13 protein-coding genes are annotated in these 15854 nt (G+C 44.8%); all 13 read right to left on the bottom strand.

Translation table 11 applies throughout. The features are described 5' to 3' along the window. On the bottom strand, positions 1-155 hold a 155-nt coding region (locus AB4298_RS20890; protein WP_371988295.1), incomplete at its 3' end, for a GTP-binding protein. Between the two features lie 83 nt (positions 156-238). Further along, positions 239-2335 carry an elongation factor G gene (fusA, locus tag AB4298_RS20885; protein ID WP_249000905.1) on the bottom strand — a complete coding sequence of 699 codons (2097 nt, stop codon included), beginning with the start codon at positions 2333-2335 and terminating at the stop codon, positions 239-241. A 74-nt stretch (positions 2336-2409) separates the two neighbouring features. Further along, positions 2410-2880, bottom strand: a complete 471-nt coding sequence (gene rpsG / locus AB4298_RS20880; RefSeq protein WP_012153455.1) for a 30S ribosomal protein S7 — start codon at positions 2878-2880, stop codon at positions 2410-2412. 80 nt (positions 2881-2960) lie between these two features. After that, on the bottom strand, positions 2961-3335 hold the full coding sequence (rpsL, locus tag AB4298_RS20875; protein ID WP_012153454.1) for a 30S ribosomal protein S12: 375 nt from the start codon (positions 3333-3335) through the stop codon (positions 2961-2963). Between the two features lie 190 nt (positions 3336-3525). Then, positions 3526-7740: a DNA-directed RNA polymerase subunit beta' gene (rpoC, locus tag AB4298_RS20870; RefSeq protein ID WP_249000904.1), complete on the bottom strand. Its 4215-nt coding sequence runs from the start codon at positions 7738-7740 to the stop codon at positions 3526-3528. An 83-nt stretch (positions 7741-7823) separates the two neighbouring features. After that, positions 7824-11855 (bottom strand): DNA-directed RNA polymerase subunit beta, encoded by a 4032-nt coding sequence (gene rpoB, locus AB4298_RS20865; RefSeq protein ID WP_249000903.1) that lies wholly within the window; start codon positions 11853-11855, stop codon positions 7824-7826. Positions 11856-12093: 238 nt separating this feature from the next. Further along, on the bottom strand, positions 12094-12459 hold the full coding sequence (rplL, locus tag AB4298_RS20860) for a 50S ribosomal protein L7/L12 (RefSeq protein ID WP_249000902.1): 366 nt from the start codon (positions 12457-12459) through the stop codon (positions 12094-12096). 57 nt (positions 12460-12516) lie between these two features. Next, positions 12517-13014 carry a 50S ribosomal protein L10 gene (gene rplJ / locus AB4298_RS20855; RefSeq protein WP_249000901.1) on the bottom strand — a complete coding sequence of 166 codons (498 nt, stop codon included), beginning with the start codon at positions 13012-13014 and terminating at the stop codon, positions 12517-12519. A 268-nt stretch (positions 13015-13282) separates the two neighbouring features. Further along, a complete protein-coding gene (gene rplA / locus AB4298_RS20850; protein WP_220781337.1) occupies positions 13283-13984 on the bottom strand; it encodes a 50S ribosomal protein L1 in 702 nt (233 codons plus the stop codon). 4 nt (positions 13985-13988) lie between these two features. After that, entirely contained in the window at positions 13989-14417 is a 429-nt protein-coding gene (rplK, locus tag AB4298_RS20845) for a 50S ribosomal protein L11 (protein ID WP_011863956.1), read from the bottom strand. Positions 14418-14544: 127 nt separating this feature from the next. Next, entirely contained in the window at positions 14545-15096 is a 552-nt protein-coding gene (nusG, locus tag AB4298_RS20840) for a transcription termination/antitermination protein NusG (RefSeq protein ID WP_220781338.1), read from the bottom strand. 9 nt (positions 15097-15105) lie between these two features. Beyond that, the gene (gene secE, locus AB4298_RS20835; RefSeq protein ID WP_249000899.1) at positions 15106-15477 is read right to left on the bottom strand and encodes a preprotein translocase subunit SecE; all 372 of its coding nucleotides are present in this window, start codon (positions 15475-15477) and stop codon (positions 15106-15108) included. 290 nt (positions 15478-15767) lie between these two features. After that, positions 15768-15854 (bottom strand): EF-Tu C-terminal domain-related protein (locus AB4298_RS20830; RefSeq protein WP_527251184.1); only part of this gene is annotated, 87 nt, incomplete at its 5' end.

Below are 15854 nucleotides of genomic sequence, written 5' to 3'. Positions count from 1 at the left end.
TTATCGATCTGTGCGAAATCACGTACAGTACCGCCGAAGCTCTTAGTAAGAACTGCAGAGATAGCAGCAGTTAGAGTAGTTTTACCATGGTCAACGTGTCCGATAGTACCAACGTTAACGTGCGGTTTTACGCGTTCAAATTTTTCTTTAGCCACGATATATTCCTTTCTTTTCAGAAAATGCTCGGCTTAAAACCGAGCAATAGCAATTAAGTATATCAATAATAGAGTGAGACAGCTTAGCCCCTAGCCTCGATTATTGCTTTAGTAACATTTTGCGGTGCATCGGAGTACTTCAAAAACTCCATTGAGTATGAAGCACGCCCTTGACTGGCAGAGCGCAAATCGGTCGCATAACCGAACATTTCAGATAAAGGCACTGTTGCATGCACAAGTTTTACACCTGCGATACCATCATCCATACCTTCAATAAGGCCACGACGACGGTTTAAGTCTCCGACAACATCACCCATATAATCTTCAGGTGTTGTCACTTCAACTTTCATACAAGGTTCAAGTAAGGCAGGGTCAGCTTCAAGCGCACCCTTTTTAAAGCCCATCGAACCGGCGACTTTAAAGGCCATCTCGTTCGAGTCCACATCATGATATGAACCGTCATACAGAGTAACCTTTACGTCGAGAACAGGGAAACCAGCTAATACGCCGCTCTTCATCTGCTCTTGAATACCTTTATCAACTGCTGGGATGTATTCCTTTGGAACCACACCACCAACAATTTCGTTGACAAATTCGTAGCCAAAACCTTCTTCTTGAGGCTCTAGCTTCAACCATACGTGACCGAATTGACCTCGACCACCTGATTGACGAACGAACTTCCCTTCAACTTCCACAGTTTTGCGGATAGTTTCACGATATGCAACTTGAGGTTTACCTACATTACACTCAACACCAAACTCGCGACGCATACGGTCTACGATGATGTCTAAGTGTAGCTCACCCATACCAGAGATCAGTGTTTGACCTGATTCTTCATCAGTTTCAACACGGAATGATGGATCTTCCATTGCAAGTTTTTGCAATGCCATCCCCATCTTATCTTGGTCTGCCTTAGTTCTAGGCTCAACAGCGATAGTAATTACAGGCTCAGGAAACTCCATGCGCTCGAGAATTACTTTATGATCGATATCACACAATGTATCGCCAGTAGTCACGTCTTTAAGACCAATAGCAGCAGCGATGTCGCCAGCGCGTACTTCTTTTATCTCTTGACGATCATTAGCGTGCATTTGCACCATACGACCAATACGCTCACGTTTTTGCTTAACAGAGTTATATACGCCAGCACCTGTTTCCAATACACCTGAATAAACACGCATAAAGGTTAAAGTCCCTACGAATGGGTCTGTTGCAATTTTAAACGCTAATGCTGAGAATGGCGCGTTATCGTCAGCTTGACGAGACGTCTCTTCTTCGTTGTCATCAATGCCCTTAATGGCAGGGACTTCAACTGGAGATGGTAGAAAATCTACCACAGCATCCAAAACGGCTTGAACACCCTTGTTCTTAAATGCAGAACCACAGGTGGCCAATACGATTTCGTTGTTTAAGGTACGCTGACGTAATGCCTTTTTGATCTCTTCTTCTGAAAGTTCCCCATCTTCTAGGTACTTTTCCATCAGTTCTTCTGTCGCTTCAGCTGCACTTTCAACTAAGTATTCACGCATTTCTGCGGCTTTCTCAGCTAAGTGCTCTGGAATCGCTTCATAAGTGAAAGTCATACCCTGATCTTCTTCAGACCAGTTAATGGCTTTCATTTTGATCAAATCGATTACACCGTTGAAATCTTCTTCTGCACCAATATTCATTTGAATTGGTACACAAGTCGCGCCAAGGCGATTACGGATCTGGTCAACAACACTATCAAAGTTTGCACCTGCGCGGTCCATCTTATTGACGAACACTAAGCGCGGTACATGATACTTATCAGCTTGTCGCCAAACAGTCTCAGATTGAGGTTCTACCCCTGATGAGCCACAAAAAACAACGACGGCACCATCTAGTACTCGCAAAGAACGCTCTACTTCAATAGTGAAGTCAACGTGACCTGGAGTGTCGATGATGTTAATGCGGTGCTCAGTGAACTGCGCATCCATTCCGCGCCAGAAAGTAGTCGTTGCGGCTGAGGTGATGGTAATACCACGTTCCTGTTCCTGCTCCATCCAGTCCATGGTAGCAGCGCCATCATGAACTTCACCGATCTTATGAGATAAGCCAGTGTAGAAAAGAACACGTTCAGTGGTAGTGGTTTTACCAGCGTCAACATGAGCACAAATACCGATATTACGGTAGCGCTCAATTGGAGTTGTACGAGCCACGATTTATACCCTCTTAGCTAAATCTGAGTGTTAGCAATGCAAGTAAGGCGTGGGACAATGCCCACGCCAAGATATTACCAGCGGTAATGAGCAAACGCTTTGTTTGCTTCAGCCATACGATGCACGTCTTCGCGCTTCTTAACAGCTGTACCTTTGTTTTCAGATGCGTCTAACATTTCACCTGCTAGACGTAAAGCCATAGATTTTTCACCACGCTTACGTGCAGCTTCAACCAACCAGCGCATCGCTAGTGCGTTACGACGCACAGGACGAACTTCACATGGTACCTGGTAAGTAGAACCACCAACACGACGAGATTTAACCTCGACTGATGGACGTACGTTGTCCAGGGCTGCTTCAAGGATTACTAAATGATCTTCGCCTTTCTTTTCAGACGCAGTATCTAGTGCCTTGTAAATAATTTTTTCTGCAGTCGACTTTTTGCCGTCCTGCATAATGACGTTGATGAACTTAGCCAGCAACTCACTTTTGAACTTTGGATCTGGTAGGATTTTACGTTGTCCTACAACGCGACGTCTTGGCATAACAATTTCTCCGTATGCTTCAGGGACCCCAAAACTGGAATCTCAATAAAAACTAGCTTGGCCTTACTTAACGGAAAACGTTAAGACTTAGGACGCTTAGCACCGTACTTAGAACGACCTTGACGACGTTCACTTACACCAGCACAGTCTAATGCGCCGCGTACAGTGTGGTAACGCACACCCGGTAAGTCTTTTACACGACCGCCACGGATTAGAATTACGCTGTGTTCCTGCAGGTTGTGGCCTTCACCGCCGATGTACGAAGTAACTTCGAAACCGTTAGTTAGACGCACACGAGCTACTTTACGTAGTGCAGAGTTAGGTTTTTTTGGTGTAGTAGTGTATACGCGAGTACAAACACCACGTTTTTGTGGACACGCAGCTAGCGCAGGTACGTTAGTCTTATCGACTTTCGGTGCGCGAGGCTTACGTACCAACTGGTTTACAGTTGCCATGTATAGCTCCGAATCAGTTGACTAAATCAACAGTAAGGTGTGAAAAATCTATATCCCACAGGTGTGGGACGCGAAATTTTAGAAGTGTATGGTCTATCTGTCAAGAAATAGACAACTTTTAACCGATTTAAAGTAAAAAAAAGGCGCCAAAAGCGCCTTTTTTACAATCTATTTACTTTTTAGCACCGAATTAATCGTTGCTACCAGCTAGATTTAGTAGATCTGCAAGGTTCTGCTCAGCTTCGCTTGCACTAATCACTGGTGCTTCTTCAGCAGCAGGTTTAACTGCAGCTTCAGCACGCTTCTGGTGGTATGAGTAACCTGTACCAGCAGGGATTAGACGACCAACAATTACGTTCTCTTTCAAGCCACGTAACTTATCGCTCTTACCACCAACAGCAGCTTCAGTAAGAACACGAGTGGTCTCCTGGAACGATGCTGCAGAGATGAACGATTCAGTCGCTAGAGACGCCTTGGTAATACCAAGAAGCTCGCGTTCAAATGTTGCAGGCTGCTTACCTTGTGCTTCAAGTTCGCGGTTAGCGATCTTAACACGTGATACTTCAGCTTGTTCACCCGGTAGGAATTCACTGTCACCAGCGTCTACGATCTCACACTTACGCAGCATCTGGCGAATGATCACCTCAATGTGCTTATCGTTGATCTTAACGCCCTGTAGACGGTAAACGTCCTGTACTTCATTCACGATGTAGTTAGCCACATTGTGGATACCACGTAGACGTAGAATGTCGTGAGCTGCTTCTGGACCATCAGCAATAACTTCACCGCGTTCAACTTTTTCACCTTCGAACACGTTTAGGTTACGCCACTTAGGAATCATCTCTTCGTAGTGCTCACCACCATCAGCTGGGGTAATTACTAGACGACGCTTACCTTTGGTTTCTTTACCGAACGAGATAGTACCCGATACTTCAGCAAGAATAGCTGGTTCTTTTGGCTTACGCGCTTCGAACAAGTCGGCTACGCGCGGTAGACCACCGGTAATATCGCGAGTCTTCGAAGATTCTTGAGGAATACGTGCTAATGCATCACCAACGTTAATTGGTGCGTTATCGTCAAGATTCACAATCGCGTGACCTGGTAAGAAGTATTGCGCAGGTACTTCAGTACCTGGGATCATCAAATCGCTACCATCAGCAGCAACAAGACGGATCATTGGACGCATCTCTTTACCAGCAGTAGGACGTTGACCTACTTCTAGTACCACGATTGAAGAAAGACCAGTTAGTTCGTCTGTTTGACGTGTCATAGTGACACCTTCAATCATATCTACGAACTTAATACTACCCGCCACTTCAGTAATAATTGGGTGAGTATGCGGATCCCACTTAGCGATAATTTCGCCAGCAGCTACGCCATCATCTTCCAATTTCTCAAGTACAGTACCGTAAGGAACCTTATAACGCTCTTTCTCACGACCTAGCTCATCAATAATAGCTAGCTCAGAAGAACGCGATACGATTACCAGCTTACCGTTGCTGTTAGTTACAAACTTAGCGTTATGTAACTTAAGGGTACCTGAGTTCTTAACTTGAACGTTGTTCTCAGCTGAAGCTCGAGACGCCGCACCACCGATGTGGAAAGTACGCATCGTAAGCTGTGTTCCTGGCTCACCAATTGACTGAGCAGCAACAACACCGATTGCTTCACCTTCGTTAATGATATGACCACGAGCCAAATCACGACCGTAACAAGCTTTACACACACCGAAGTCTGTATCACAGCTAATTACTGAACGAACAATCATTTCGTCGATAGAGTTGTCTTCAACGATGTCACACCATGCTTCGTCAAGAAGCGTGTTACGTGGCACAAGCACTTCTTCAGTACCAGGCTTGAACACGTCTTGTGCAACAACACGACCAAGAACACGCTCACGTAACGGCTCAACTACATCACCACCTTCAATAAGCGGTTTCATAGTTAGACCTTCGTAAGTGCCACAGTCATCTTCAATAACAACTAAATCTTGCGCAACGTCTACTAGACGACGAGTCAGGTAACCAGAGTTAGCTGTCTTCAATGCCGTATCCGCAAGACCCTTACGCGCACCGTGAGTAGAAATAAAGTACTGAGATACGTTTAGACCTTCACGGAAGTTAGCCACAATTGGGGTTTCGATGATTGAGCCATCTGGCTTAGCCATCAGACCACGCATACCGGCCAACTGACGAATCTGTGCAGCACTACCACGAGCGCCTGAGTCGGCCATCATGTAGATGCTGTTGAACGATTCTTGTTGCTCTTCTTCGCCATCACGGTTAATCACTGTCTCTTTAGACAGGTTTTCCATCATCGCTTTAGAAACTTTTTCGTTCGCGCTTGCCCAGATATCGATTACTTTGTTGTAACGCTCACCGGCTGTTACTAGACCAGATTGGAACTGCTCTTGAATTTCAAGAACTTCCGCTTCAGCATCCGCTACTAGCGTGTACTTAAGATCTGGAATAACCATATCGTCGATACCTACAGAGGCACCCGAGATAGTTGCAAAGTGGAAACCTGTGTACATCAATTGGTCAGCAAAGATAACGGTATCTTTAAGACCTAGTTGACGGTAACAAGTGTTCAATAGCTTAGAGATCTGCTTCTTGCCCATGTTTTGGTTAACCAAATCATAAGAAAGACCTTTCGGTAAGATCTGTGAAAGCAATGCACGACCAACGGTTGTATCAACAACACGACGAGTCTTAACTTTTTCGCCAGCTTCGTTCGTCGTTGTTTCCGTAATACGTACTTTAACGCGAGCGTGTAGCTCAGCAACACCAGTGCGGTAAGCTTTTTCAGCTTCAGCCACATCAGCGAATGCCATGCCTTCACCCTTGCCGTTGATACGCTCACGGCTAGTGTAGTAAAGACCCAATACAACGTCCTGTGATGGTGTAATCACTGGTTCACCGTTTGCAGGTGAAAGGATGTTGTTGGTAGACATCATTAGTGAACGTGCTTCTAACTGCGCTTCAAGCGTTAGTGGCACATGAACAGCCATTTGGTCACCGTCGAAGTCGGCGTTGTATGCCGCACAAACCAATGGGTGAAGCTGAATTGCTTTACCTTCGATTAGTACTGGCTCAAATGCCTGGATACCTAATCTGTGCAGTGTTGGTGCACGGTTAAGCATCACTGGATGTTCGCGGATCACGTCATCTAGCACGTCCCAAACTTCTGGTACTTCGCGCTCAACCATCTTCTTAGCAGCTTTAATAGTTGTAGCTAAGCCACGACCTTCTAGCTTGCCATAGATGAATGGCTTGAATAGCTCAAGTGCCATCTTCTTAGGAAGACCACACTGGTGTAGACGTAAAGTAGGACCTACGGTAATTACCGAACGACCAGAATAGTCAACACGCTTACCTAGCAAGTTCTGACGGAAACGACCTTGCTTACCTTTGATCATATCGGCCAAAGATTTAAGCGGACGCTTGTTAGAACCCGTAATAGCACGACCACGACGACCGTTATCTAATAGTGCATCAACAGATTCTTGCAACATACGCTTTTCGTTGCGTACGATGATATCTGGAGCAGCTAGGTCTAACAGACGCTTTAGACGGTTGTTACGGTTGATTACACGACGGTAAAGGTCGTTCAAATCAGACGTAGCAAAACGTCCGCCATCTAGTGGAACTAGTGGACGTAGATCTGGTGGCAGAACCGGCAGCACTTTAAGGATCATCCACTCAGGCTTGTTACCTGAAGTGAAGAATGCCTCAATAAGCTTAAGACGCTTAGTGATCTTCTTACGACGAGTCTCAGAATTGATTGATGGCAATTCTTCGCGCATCATTTCAATTTCTTTCTCAAGATCGATAGCACGTAGCAATTCTAGAACTGCTTCAGCACCCATCTTAGCTTCGAATTCATCACCGTACTCTTCCAATGCATCCAGATAGTTTTCTTCTGTTAGCATTTGGCCGCGTTCAAGACTGGTCATGCCAGGCTCGATTACCACGAAAGATTCGAAGTAAAGTACACGTTCGATATCACGAAGAGTCATGTCTAGCATCAAACCGATACGAGACGGCAGTGACTTCAAGAACCAAATGTGTGCAACTGGGCTAGCAAGATCGATGTGACCCATACGCTCACGACGCACTTTAGTCTGTGTAACTTCAACGCCACACTTTTCACAGATCACACCACGGTGCTTAAGACGCTTATACTTACCGCATAAACATTCGTAATCTTTTACTGGACCAAAAATACGCGCACAGAACAAACCTTCACGCTCAGGCTTGAATGTACGGTAGTTAATGGTTTCTGGCTTCTTAACTTCACCAAAAGACCAAGAGCGGATTAGATCTGGCGACGCTAGGCCGATCTTAATACCTTCAAATTCTTCAGTCTTGCTTTGCTGTTTCAGAAACTTTAATAAGTCTTTCACGTTTCTCTCCTGAAGGAGTTAAACCGGGTGCCCTGCAAATGCAGAGCACCAATTTCTTTTGCCATAGAGGCAGTAACCAAGTGTTACTTTTGATCCAGCTCGATATTAATACCGAGTGAACGGATCTCTTTCAACAATACGTTGAAAGATTCAGGCATACCTGGTTGCATCTGATGGTTACCGTCGACGATGTTCTTATACATCTGAGTACGACCGTTCACATCGTCCGACTTAACGGTTAGCATTTCCTGAAGTGTATATGCTGCACCGTAAGCTTCAAGTGCCCATACTTCCATCTCACCGAAACGCTGACCACCGAACTGTGCTTTACCACCCAATGGTTGCTGAGTAACAAGACTGTACGAACCGGTAGAACGGGCGTGCATCTTATCGTCAACCAAGTGGTTAAGTTTTAGCATATACATGTAACCAACGGTTACTTTACGCTCAAACTCATTACCAGTACGACCATCACACAGAGTCAATTGACCTGATTGCGGTAGACCTGCAAGCTCAAGCATCTGCTTGATCTCTTTCTCTTTGGCACCATCAAACGCAGGTGTTGCAATTGGAACACCGCCTTTTAGGTTTTTAGCAAGACGCAAGATTTCATCATCAGTAAATGTATCGATGTCTACGCGCTGCTGCACTTCGTCACCTAAGTCATAAACTTGCTTGATGTATCCGCGAAGTTCTGCCAATTCGCGCTGCTCTTCTAGCATTTCAGTAATACGATTACCGATGCCTTTCGCTGCAGCACCCATATGAACTTCAAGTACCTGACCGATGTTCATACGTGAAGGTACACCTAGTGGGTTCAATACGATGTCCACTGGGTCGCCTTTTTCGTCGTATGGCATGTCTTCAATAGGACAAATCTTAGAGATTACACCCTTGTTACCATGACGACCCGCCATCTTATCACCAGGCTGGATAGTACGCTTAACCGCTAGGTAAACCTTAACGATCTTCAGTACACCAGGTGCTAAGTCATCACCTTGAGTGATCTTACGGCGTTTGATTTCAAACTTCTTATCGAAATCGGCTTTTAGCTCTTCCGCTTGCTCAGCTAGCTGTTCTAGCTCAGTTTGCTTCGCTTCGTCATCGATTGTTTGAATCAATAACTGTGAGCGTGGAATTGCATTAAGTTGCGCTTCATCGAAACCAGCACCTAGTAATAGGTTGCGAGCACGACCAAGAACACCTTCTTCAAGAATTTGGAACTCTTCAGTCAAATCCTTCTTCGCCTGAGCGATATGCATCTCTTCGATTTCTACAGCACGCTTGTCTTTCTCAACGCCGTCACGAGTAAATACTTGTACGTCGATGATAGTACCTTTAACAGAGTTAGGTACACGTAGTGAGCTGTCTTTAACGTCAGAGGCTTTCTCGCCGAAGATTGCACGGAGAAGCTTCTCTTCTGGAGTCAGCTGAGTTTCACCTTTAGGTGTTACTTTACCAACTAGGATGTCGCCACCCTTAACTTCTGCACCGATATAAACGATACCTGATTCGTCAAGCTTAGAAAGCGCAGACTCACCAACGTTTGGAATATCAGCTGTGATCTCTTCGCTACCCAACTTAGTATCACGAGCAATACATGAAAGCTCCTGAATGTGGATAGTTGTAAAACGGTCTTCTTGAGCTACACGCTCAGAAATCAAAATCGAGTCTTCGAAGTTGTAACCGTTCCAAGGCATGAACGCGATACGCATGTTCTGACCAAGAGCCAAATCACCTAAATCGGTAGATGGACCATCAGCAAGAACGTCGCCACGAACAATTGGGTCACCGACAGAACAACAAGGACGTTGGTTAATACAAGTGTTCTGGTTAGAACGCGTGTACTTAGTCAAGTTGTAGATATCGATACCCGCTTCGCCTGGAGTCAGCTCAGCTTCGTTAACTTTAACAACGATACGGCTTGCATCTACGTAGTCAACATAACCACCACGCTTTGCAGCAACAACCACGCCTGAGTCAACAGCAAGTGTACGTTCAATACCAGTACCAACTAGAGGCTTATCAGCCTTAAGTGTAGGAACTGCCTGACGTTGCATGTTCGCACCCATCAATGCACGGTTCGCGTCATCGTGTTCTAGGAACGGAATTAGTGATGCCGCAACAGAAATAATCTGTTGTGGTGATACGTCCATATATTGGATGTCAGATGCACCCATAAACGTTGAATCACCTTTGTGACGACAAGCAATTAGCTCGTCCATCATGCGGTTGTTTTCATCTAATTCTACGTTTGCCTGAGCAATAACGTAACGGCCTTCTTCGATTGCTGATAAGTAATCTACTTCTTCAGTAACCACGCCATCGATTACCTTGCGGTAAGGCGTTTCTAAGAAACCATAGTTGTTAGTACGCGCAAAGGTTGACAACGAGTTGATCAAACCAATGTTTGGACCTTCTGGCGTTTCGATTGGACATAGACGACCGTAGTGAGTCGGGTGTACGTCTCGAACTTCGAAACCAGCACGTTCACGTGTTAGACCACCTGGACCTAGAGCAGAGATACGACGCTTATGCGTCACTTCTGACAATGGGTTGTTTTGGTCCATGAACTGTGAAAGCTGTGAAGAGCCAAAGAATTCTTTAACAGCAGCAGAAATTGGCTTAGCGTTGATCAAGTCCTGAGGCATAAGCTCATTCAGATCGCCAAGGCTTAAACGCTCACGTACGGCACGTTCTACACGAACTAGACCAACACGGAACTGGTTTTCAGCCATTTCACCAACACTACGGATACGACGGTTACCTAGGTGATCGATATCATCTACTTCGTCCAAACCATTACGGATGGCGATGATGTTCTTCATCACGGCAACGATATCTTCTTTCGAAAGGATACCCGTACCTTCGTCGTCATCAATGCTTAGACGACGGTTGAACTTCATACGACCTACTTTAGATAGGTCATAACGCTCTTCACTGAAGAACAAGTTCTGGAATAGTGCTTCTGCAGCATCTTTGGTTGGTGGCTCACCAGGACGCATCATACGGTAGATTTCAACTAGCGCTTCTAGGCGGTTAGTTGTTGAATCAATACGTAGAGTGTCAGAGATGTAAGCACCGTTATCAAGTTCGTTGATATACAGAGTGCTGATCTCTTTGATGCCAGCCATTGATAGCTTAGCAAGATCTTCAAGACTGATTTCGGCGTTAGCAGAAACCAATACTTCGCCTGTATCTGGATCAATATAGTCTTGACCAGAAATCTTACCAGAGATGTACTCTACTGGTACTTCAAGCTCAGTTGTGTTTGACTTTTCAAGTTGGCGAATGTGACGTGCAGTGATGCGACGACCTTTCTCAACTAATACTGTACCGTCAGCGTCTTTAATATCATAACTTGCAGTTTCGCCACGTAGACGGTCTGCAACAAGATCCATTACTAATGAATCTTTCTTGATCTTAAAGTTAACGCGATCGAAGAACAGGTCAAGGATATCTTGAGTTGAATAATCTAGCGCGCGCAGAATGATCGAAGCCGCAAGTTTACGACGACGGTCAATACGTACGAATAGCGCATCTTTAGGATCGAATTCAAAGTCTAACCAAGAACCACGGTAAGGAATAATACGTGCGTTATACAGCACCTTACCTGAAGAGTGGGTTTTACCACGGTCATGATCAAAGAATACGCCTGGGCTACGATGTAGCTGAGACACGATTACACGCTCAGTACCGTTGATAACAAAGGTACCGTTGTCAGTCATAAGAGGGATATCCCCCATATAGACTTCTTGTTCTTTAATGTCTTTTACTGTGCCAGGTGCAGCTTCACGGTCATACAGAACCATACGCAGTTTAACGCGTAGAGGTGCAGAGTATGTAACACCGCGGATTTGACACTCTTTCACATCAAAAACTGGCTCGCCTAGCTTGTAGCTGACATATTGCAGCTCAGAATTACCAGAAAAGCTCTTGATGGGAAAAACGCTACGGAAAGCAGCTTCAAAGCCACGCTCACCAGTAGGATCTTGATCGGTGAACTTCTTAAAAGAGTCCAACTGGATTGACAAAAGGTAAGGGATGTCTAAAACACGTTGACGTTTACCAAAGTCTTTGCGAATACGCTTCTTTTCAGAATAGGAGTAAACCATGGGTTTCCTCTGATTGCGAGATGTGACCAAGTCTGAATCAACCTAATGTTGAAACAGCGCGTTTGCCCATCACCGTTGAAAGCAAGAACCCAACCAGTAATCTCTGCTAGGAACTGCGAAATCTGGCGATAAACGGTGAAAAAAAAATCGCCTGCGCTTACAGCGCAAAAAAGGCCGACGGTTAAAAAACCGCCAGCCTCCGCCCGATTACTCGGGAGGTTGTAAGTTAGAGTATAACTTACTTGATCTCTACTGCAGCACCAGCCGCTTCTAGATCAGCTTTAAGAGCTTCAGCTTCTTCTTTAGAGATAGCTTCTTTAACTGCTACTGGAGCAGATTCAGCCATGCCTTTAGCTTCTTTCAGGCCTAGACCTGTAGCGCCACGAAGAGCTTTAATTACAGCAACTTTGTTGTCGCCGTGAGAAGTAAGAATTACGTCGAATTCTGTTTTCTCTTCAACAGCAGCAGCATCGCCACCACCTGAAACAACAGCAGCAGCAGCAGAAACGCCGAACTTCTCTTCCATTGCTTCGATTAGTTCAACAACTTCCATTACAGACATTGCTGCAAGGGCTTCTAAGATTTGGTCTTTAGTGATAGACATAACAAAAGTTTCCTAATTGTACTGAATTCAATTTTAATTAAGCGGCTAATAAATTTATTAAGCAGCTTCTTTCTGATCGCGTAAAGCGGCCAATGTACGAACGAACTTGCCAGCAGATGCTTCTTTTAGAGTCATCATGAACTGAGCTAGTGCTTCTTCGTAAGTTGGTAGTTTTGCTAAACGATCAATATTTTCTGCAGGGATTAATTCCCCTTCAAAGGCTGCTGCTTTGATTTCGAACTTCTCTTGTGATTTAGCGAAGTCTTTAAGAAGACGCGCTGCTGCACCTGGGTGCTCATTAGAGAATGCAATCAAAGTAGGACCAGTAAACGTTTCGTTTAGGCACTCAAAATCAGTACCAGCAACAGCGCGTTTAACAAGAGTGTTACGTACTACACGAATATACACTCCAGCTTCACGAGCTGCTTTACGAAGTCCGGTCATATTAGCTACAGTTACGCCGCGAGAATCGGCTACAACTGCAGATAAAGCACCTTTGGCAGCTTCGTTGACTTCAGCAACAATCGCTTTTTTGTCTTCGAGTCCTAACGCCATTGGTATACTCCTGGATTCTATCTAGGGAAAACTCCCTAGCAATTACCATGCTAAACATCTATTGATGCCTAGCGACTTACGGCGCGAAAAATTCCAGCAGACAAAAATCTATCTGGGGTCCGACACCGTCTACGCAGGAAATTAAGTTAATCTTTTGACTAACACCTACGGTCTTGGACGGAGGCTATTAGCTAACCTAAAAGGTTAATCCATAGCCCCAACCCTACAAAGTGCGCGCATTATAGACTAACGCGCGAGCTTTGTAAATTTACTTTGCGTCTTCCAGAGAACCCTGGTCAACCGCAACACCTGCACCCATAGTGGTAGAGATGCTTACTTTCTTAATGAAAACGCCTTTAGCAGCAGCTGGCTTAGCTTTCTTAAGCGCGCCAATTAGTGCTTCTAAGTTTTCTTTAAGTTGAGCTGGTTCGAAGTCCACTTTACCGATAGTAGTGTGGATGATACCGTTCTTATCGTTACGGTAGCGTACTTGACCCGCTTTAGCGTTCTTAACTGCTTCAGCAACGTTTGGCGTTACAGTACCAGTTTTTGGGTTAGGCATAAGACCACGTGGGCCTAAGATTTGACCTAACATACCAACAACGCGCATTGCATCTGGAGATGCGATAACTACGTCGAAGTTCATTTCGCCAGCTTTGATCTGTGCAGCAAGCTCGTCCATACCAACAAGCTCAGCGCCAGCTTCTTTAGCAGCTTCAGCGTTAGCACCTTGAGTGAACACAGCAACACGTACTTCACGACCAGTACCGTGTGGTAGCACAGTAGCGCCACGAACGTTTTGGTCAGATTTACGTGGGTCAACACCTAGGTTAACTGCAACGTCAACACTTTCTAGGAACTTAGCAGTAGCTAGTTCTTTAAGAAGTGCAACAGCTTCATTGATGTCGTAGCTTTTAGTCGCTTCAACTTTCTCGCGAATTAGACGAGCGCGTTTAGTTAGCTTTGCCATTATATTAGTCCTCTACTACCAAACCCATTGAACGCGCAGTACCTTCAATTGAGCGAGTCATCGCTTCAATATCAGCACCAGTCATATCAGCGGCTTTAGTCTCAGCAATTTCCTGGACAGCGCTACGCTTGATAGTTCCCACTTTTTCAGTGTTAGGACGGCCAGAACCTGATTTCAGACCTGCTGCTTTAAGCAGTAGGAAAGACGCAGGTGGAGTCTTAGTTTCGAAAGTGAAAGAGCGATCAGTGTAAACAGTGATAACTACAGGAATTGGCATACCTTTCTCGAACTTTTCAGTACGAGCGTTGAATGCTTTACAGAATTCCATGATGTTAACACCTTTCTGACCCAATGCAGGGCCTACTGGTGGCGACGGGTTTGCAGCACCGGCTGCTACTTGCAGTTTGATGTAACCATCAACTTTCTTTGCCATGAGACATTTTCCTCAAGTTTGGGTTCAAACGCTATCAGCACTATGCTGAACAGCTCCCCGAAAAATATGGGAGCGAATTATATATAAATTCGCTCCCATTTCCAAATAGTATTTGCGCTTTATTTAATCAGCTTTTTTCAATCTGACTAAAATCAAGTTCTACAGGTGTTGAACGACCGAAGATCATTACAGAAACCTTAACGCGGTTCTTCTCATAATCGACTTCTTCAACAGTACCGTTAAAGTCAGCAAAAGGTCCGTCAGTAACACGAACAACTTCACCAGCTTCAAACATAACGCGATGCGTTGGAGACTCAGTAGTTTCTTGTAGACGCTGTAAAATAGCATCAGCTTCTTTATCAGAAATTGGTGCTGGACGATCAGACGTACCACCGATGAAGCCCATTACACGAGGGATGCTTTTCACCAAGTGCCAGCTTTCATCGTTCATTTCCATCTGGACTAATACATAGCCAGGGAAAAACTTACGCTCGCTCTTACGACGTTGGCCTGCACGCATTTCAACTACTTCTTCAGTAGGAACAAGAACCTCACCAAAGTAAGCTTCCATTTCGTGCATTCTGATATGTTCAAGCAGAGTTTTGCATACACGGCCTTCATAGCCGGAAAACGCTTGAATTACATACCATCTCTTTTTAGCTTCAGTAGCTTCAGTCATACTTAATGCCTATACGCCTGTAATAAAATTAACAATTCTAAGCAATACTGCATCTAGGCCCCATAGGATTAAACCTAAAACGGCTGTTGCAGCTAATACAATAAAAGTTGTATTGAGTGCTTCTTGACGCGTAGGCCAAACCACTTTACGAACTTCAATCTGTGATTCACGAGCAAAAGTTAAAGCTTGCTTGCCTTTTTCTGTTTGCAACGCGATGAAACCAGCGATAGCAAACGTCACGACTACACTCAGAGCGCGAACCACAACATTTGCTTCATTAAAATATTGATTGCCAATAATTGCAGCAGCCAACAAGACTACGACTAGGCCCCACTTTACGATATCCAGAGAGTTACCCTGGCTTTCAGTATTTGTTGTCATCGGTTAATTCCGTTACTCACTACGATCTGAGTCAAGTGACGCTATTAAAAACAGCATTTTGCTCAGTGAAAAATTCAGTCAGACTCGCTATCCGAACTGGCGACCGCTCAATATACTCAGATAAAGTATAATCAACGACTCAAAAATCGGTCATAGATTGTATTCTTATTCCACTTATTTGGCAAGAATACATAGCGCAGCTTAACTAACAAATTCAACCAAAATGCAATAAAAACAAAAAAGGCAGCCTAAGCTGCCTTTTTCAGTATCGAGTTAAGACTCGTTGCTAATTAAGCAACGATCTCAGCTACAACACCAGCACCAACTGTACGGCCACCTTCACGGATAGCGAAGCGCAAACCTTCGTCCATCGCGAT

Origin of the sequence: Shewanella sp. 10N.261.52.F9 (genome assembly GCF_041471165.1) — a bacterium.
GTDB lineage: Bacteria > Pseudomonadota > Gammaproteobacteria > Enterobacterales > Shewanellaceae > Shewanella > Shewanella marinintestina.
Note: the sequence above shows the minus strand (reverse complement) of the source record. Positions and strands in the feature narration are given on the sequence as shown.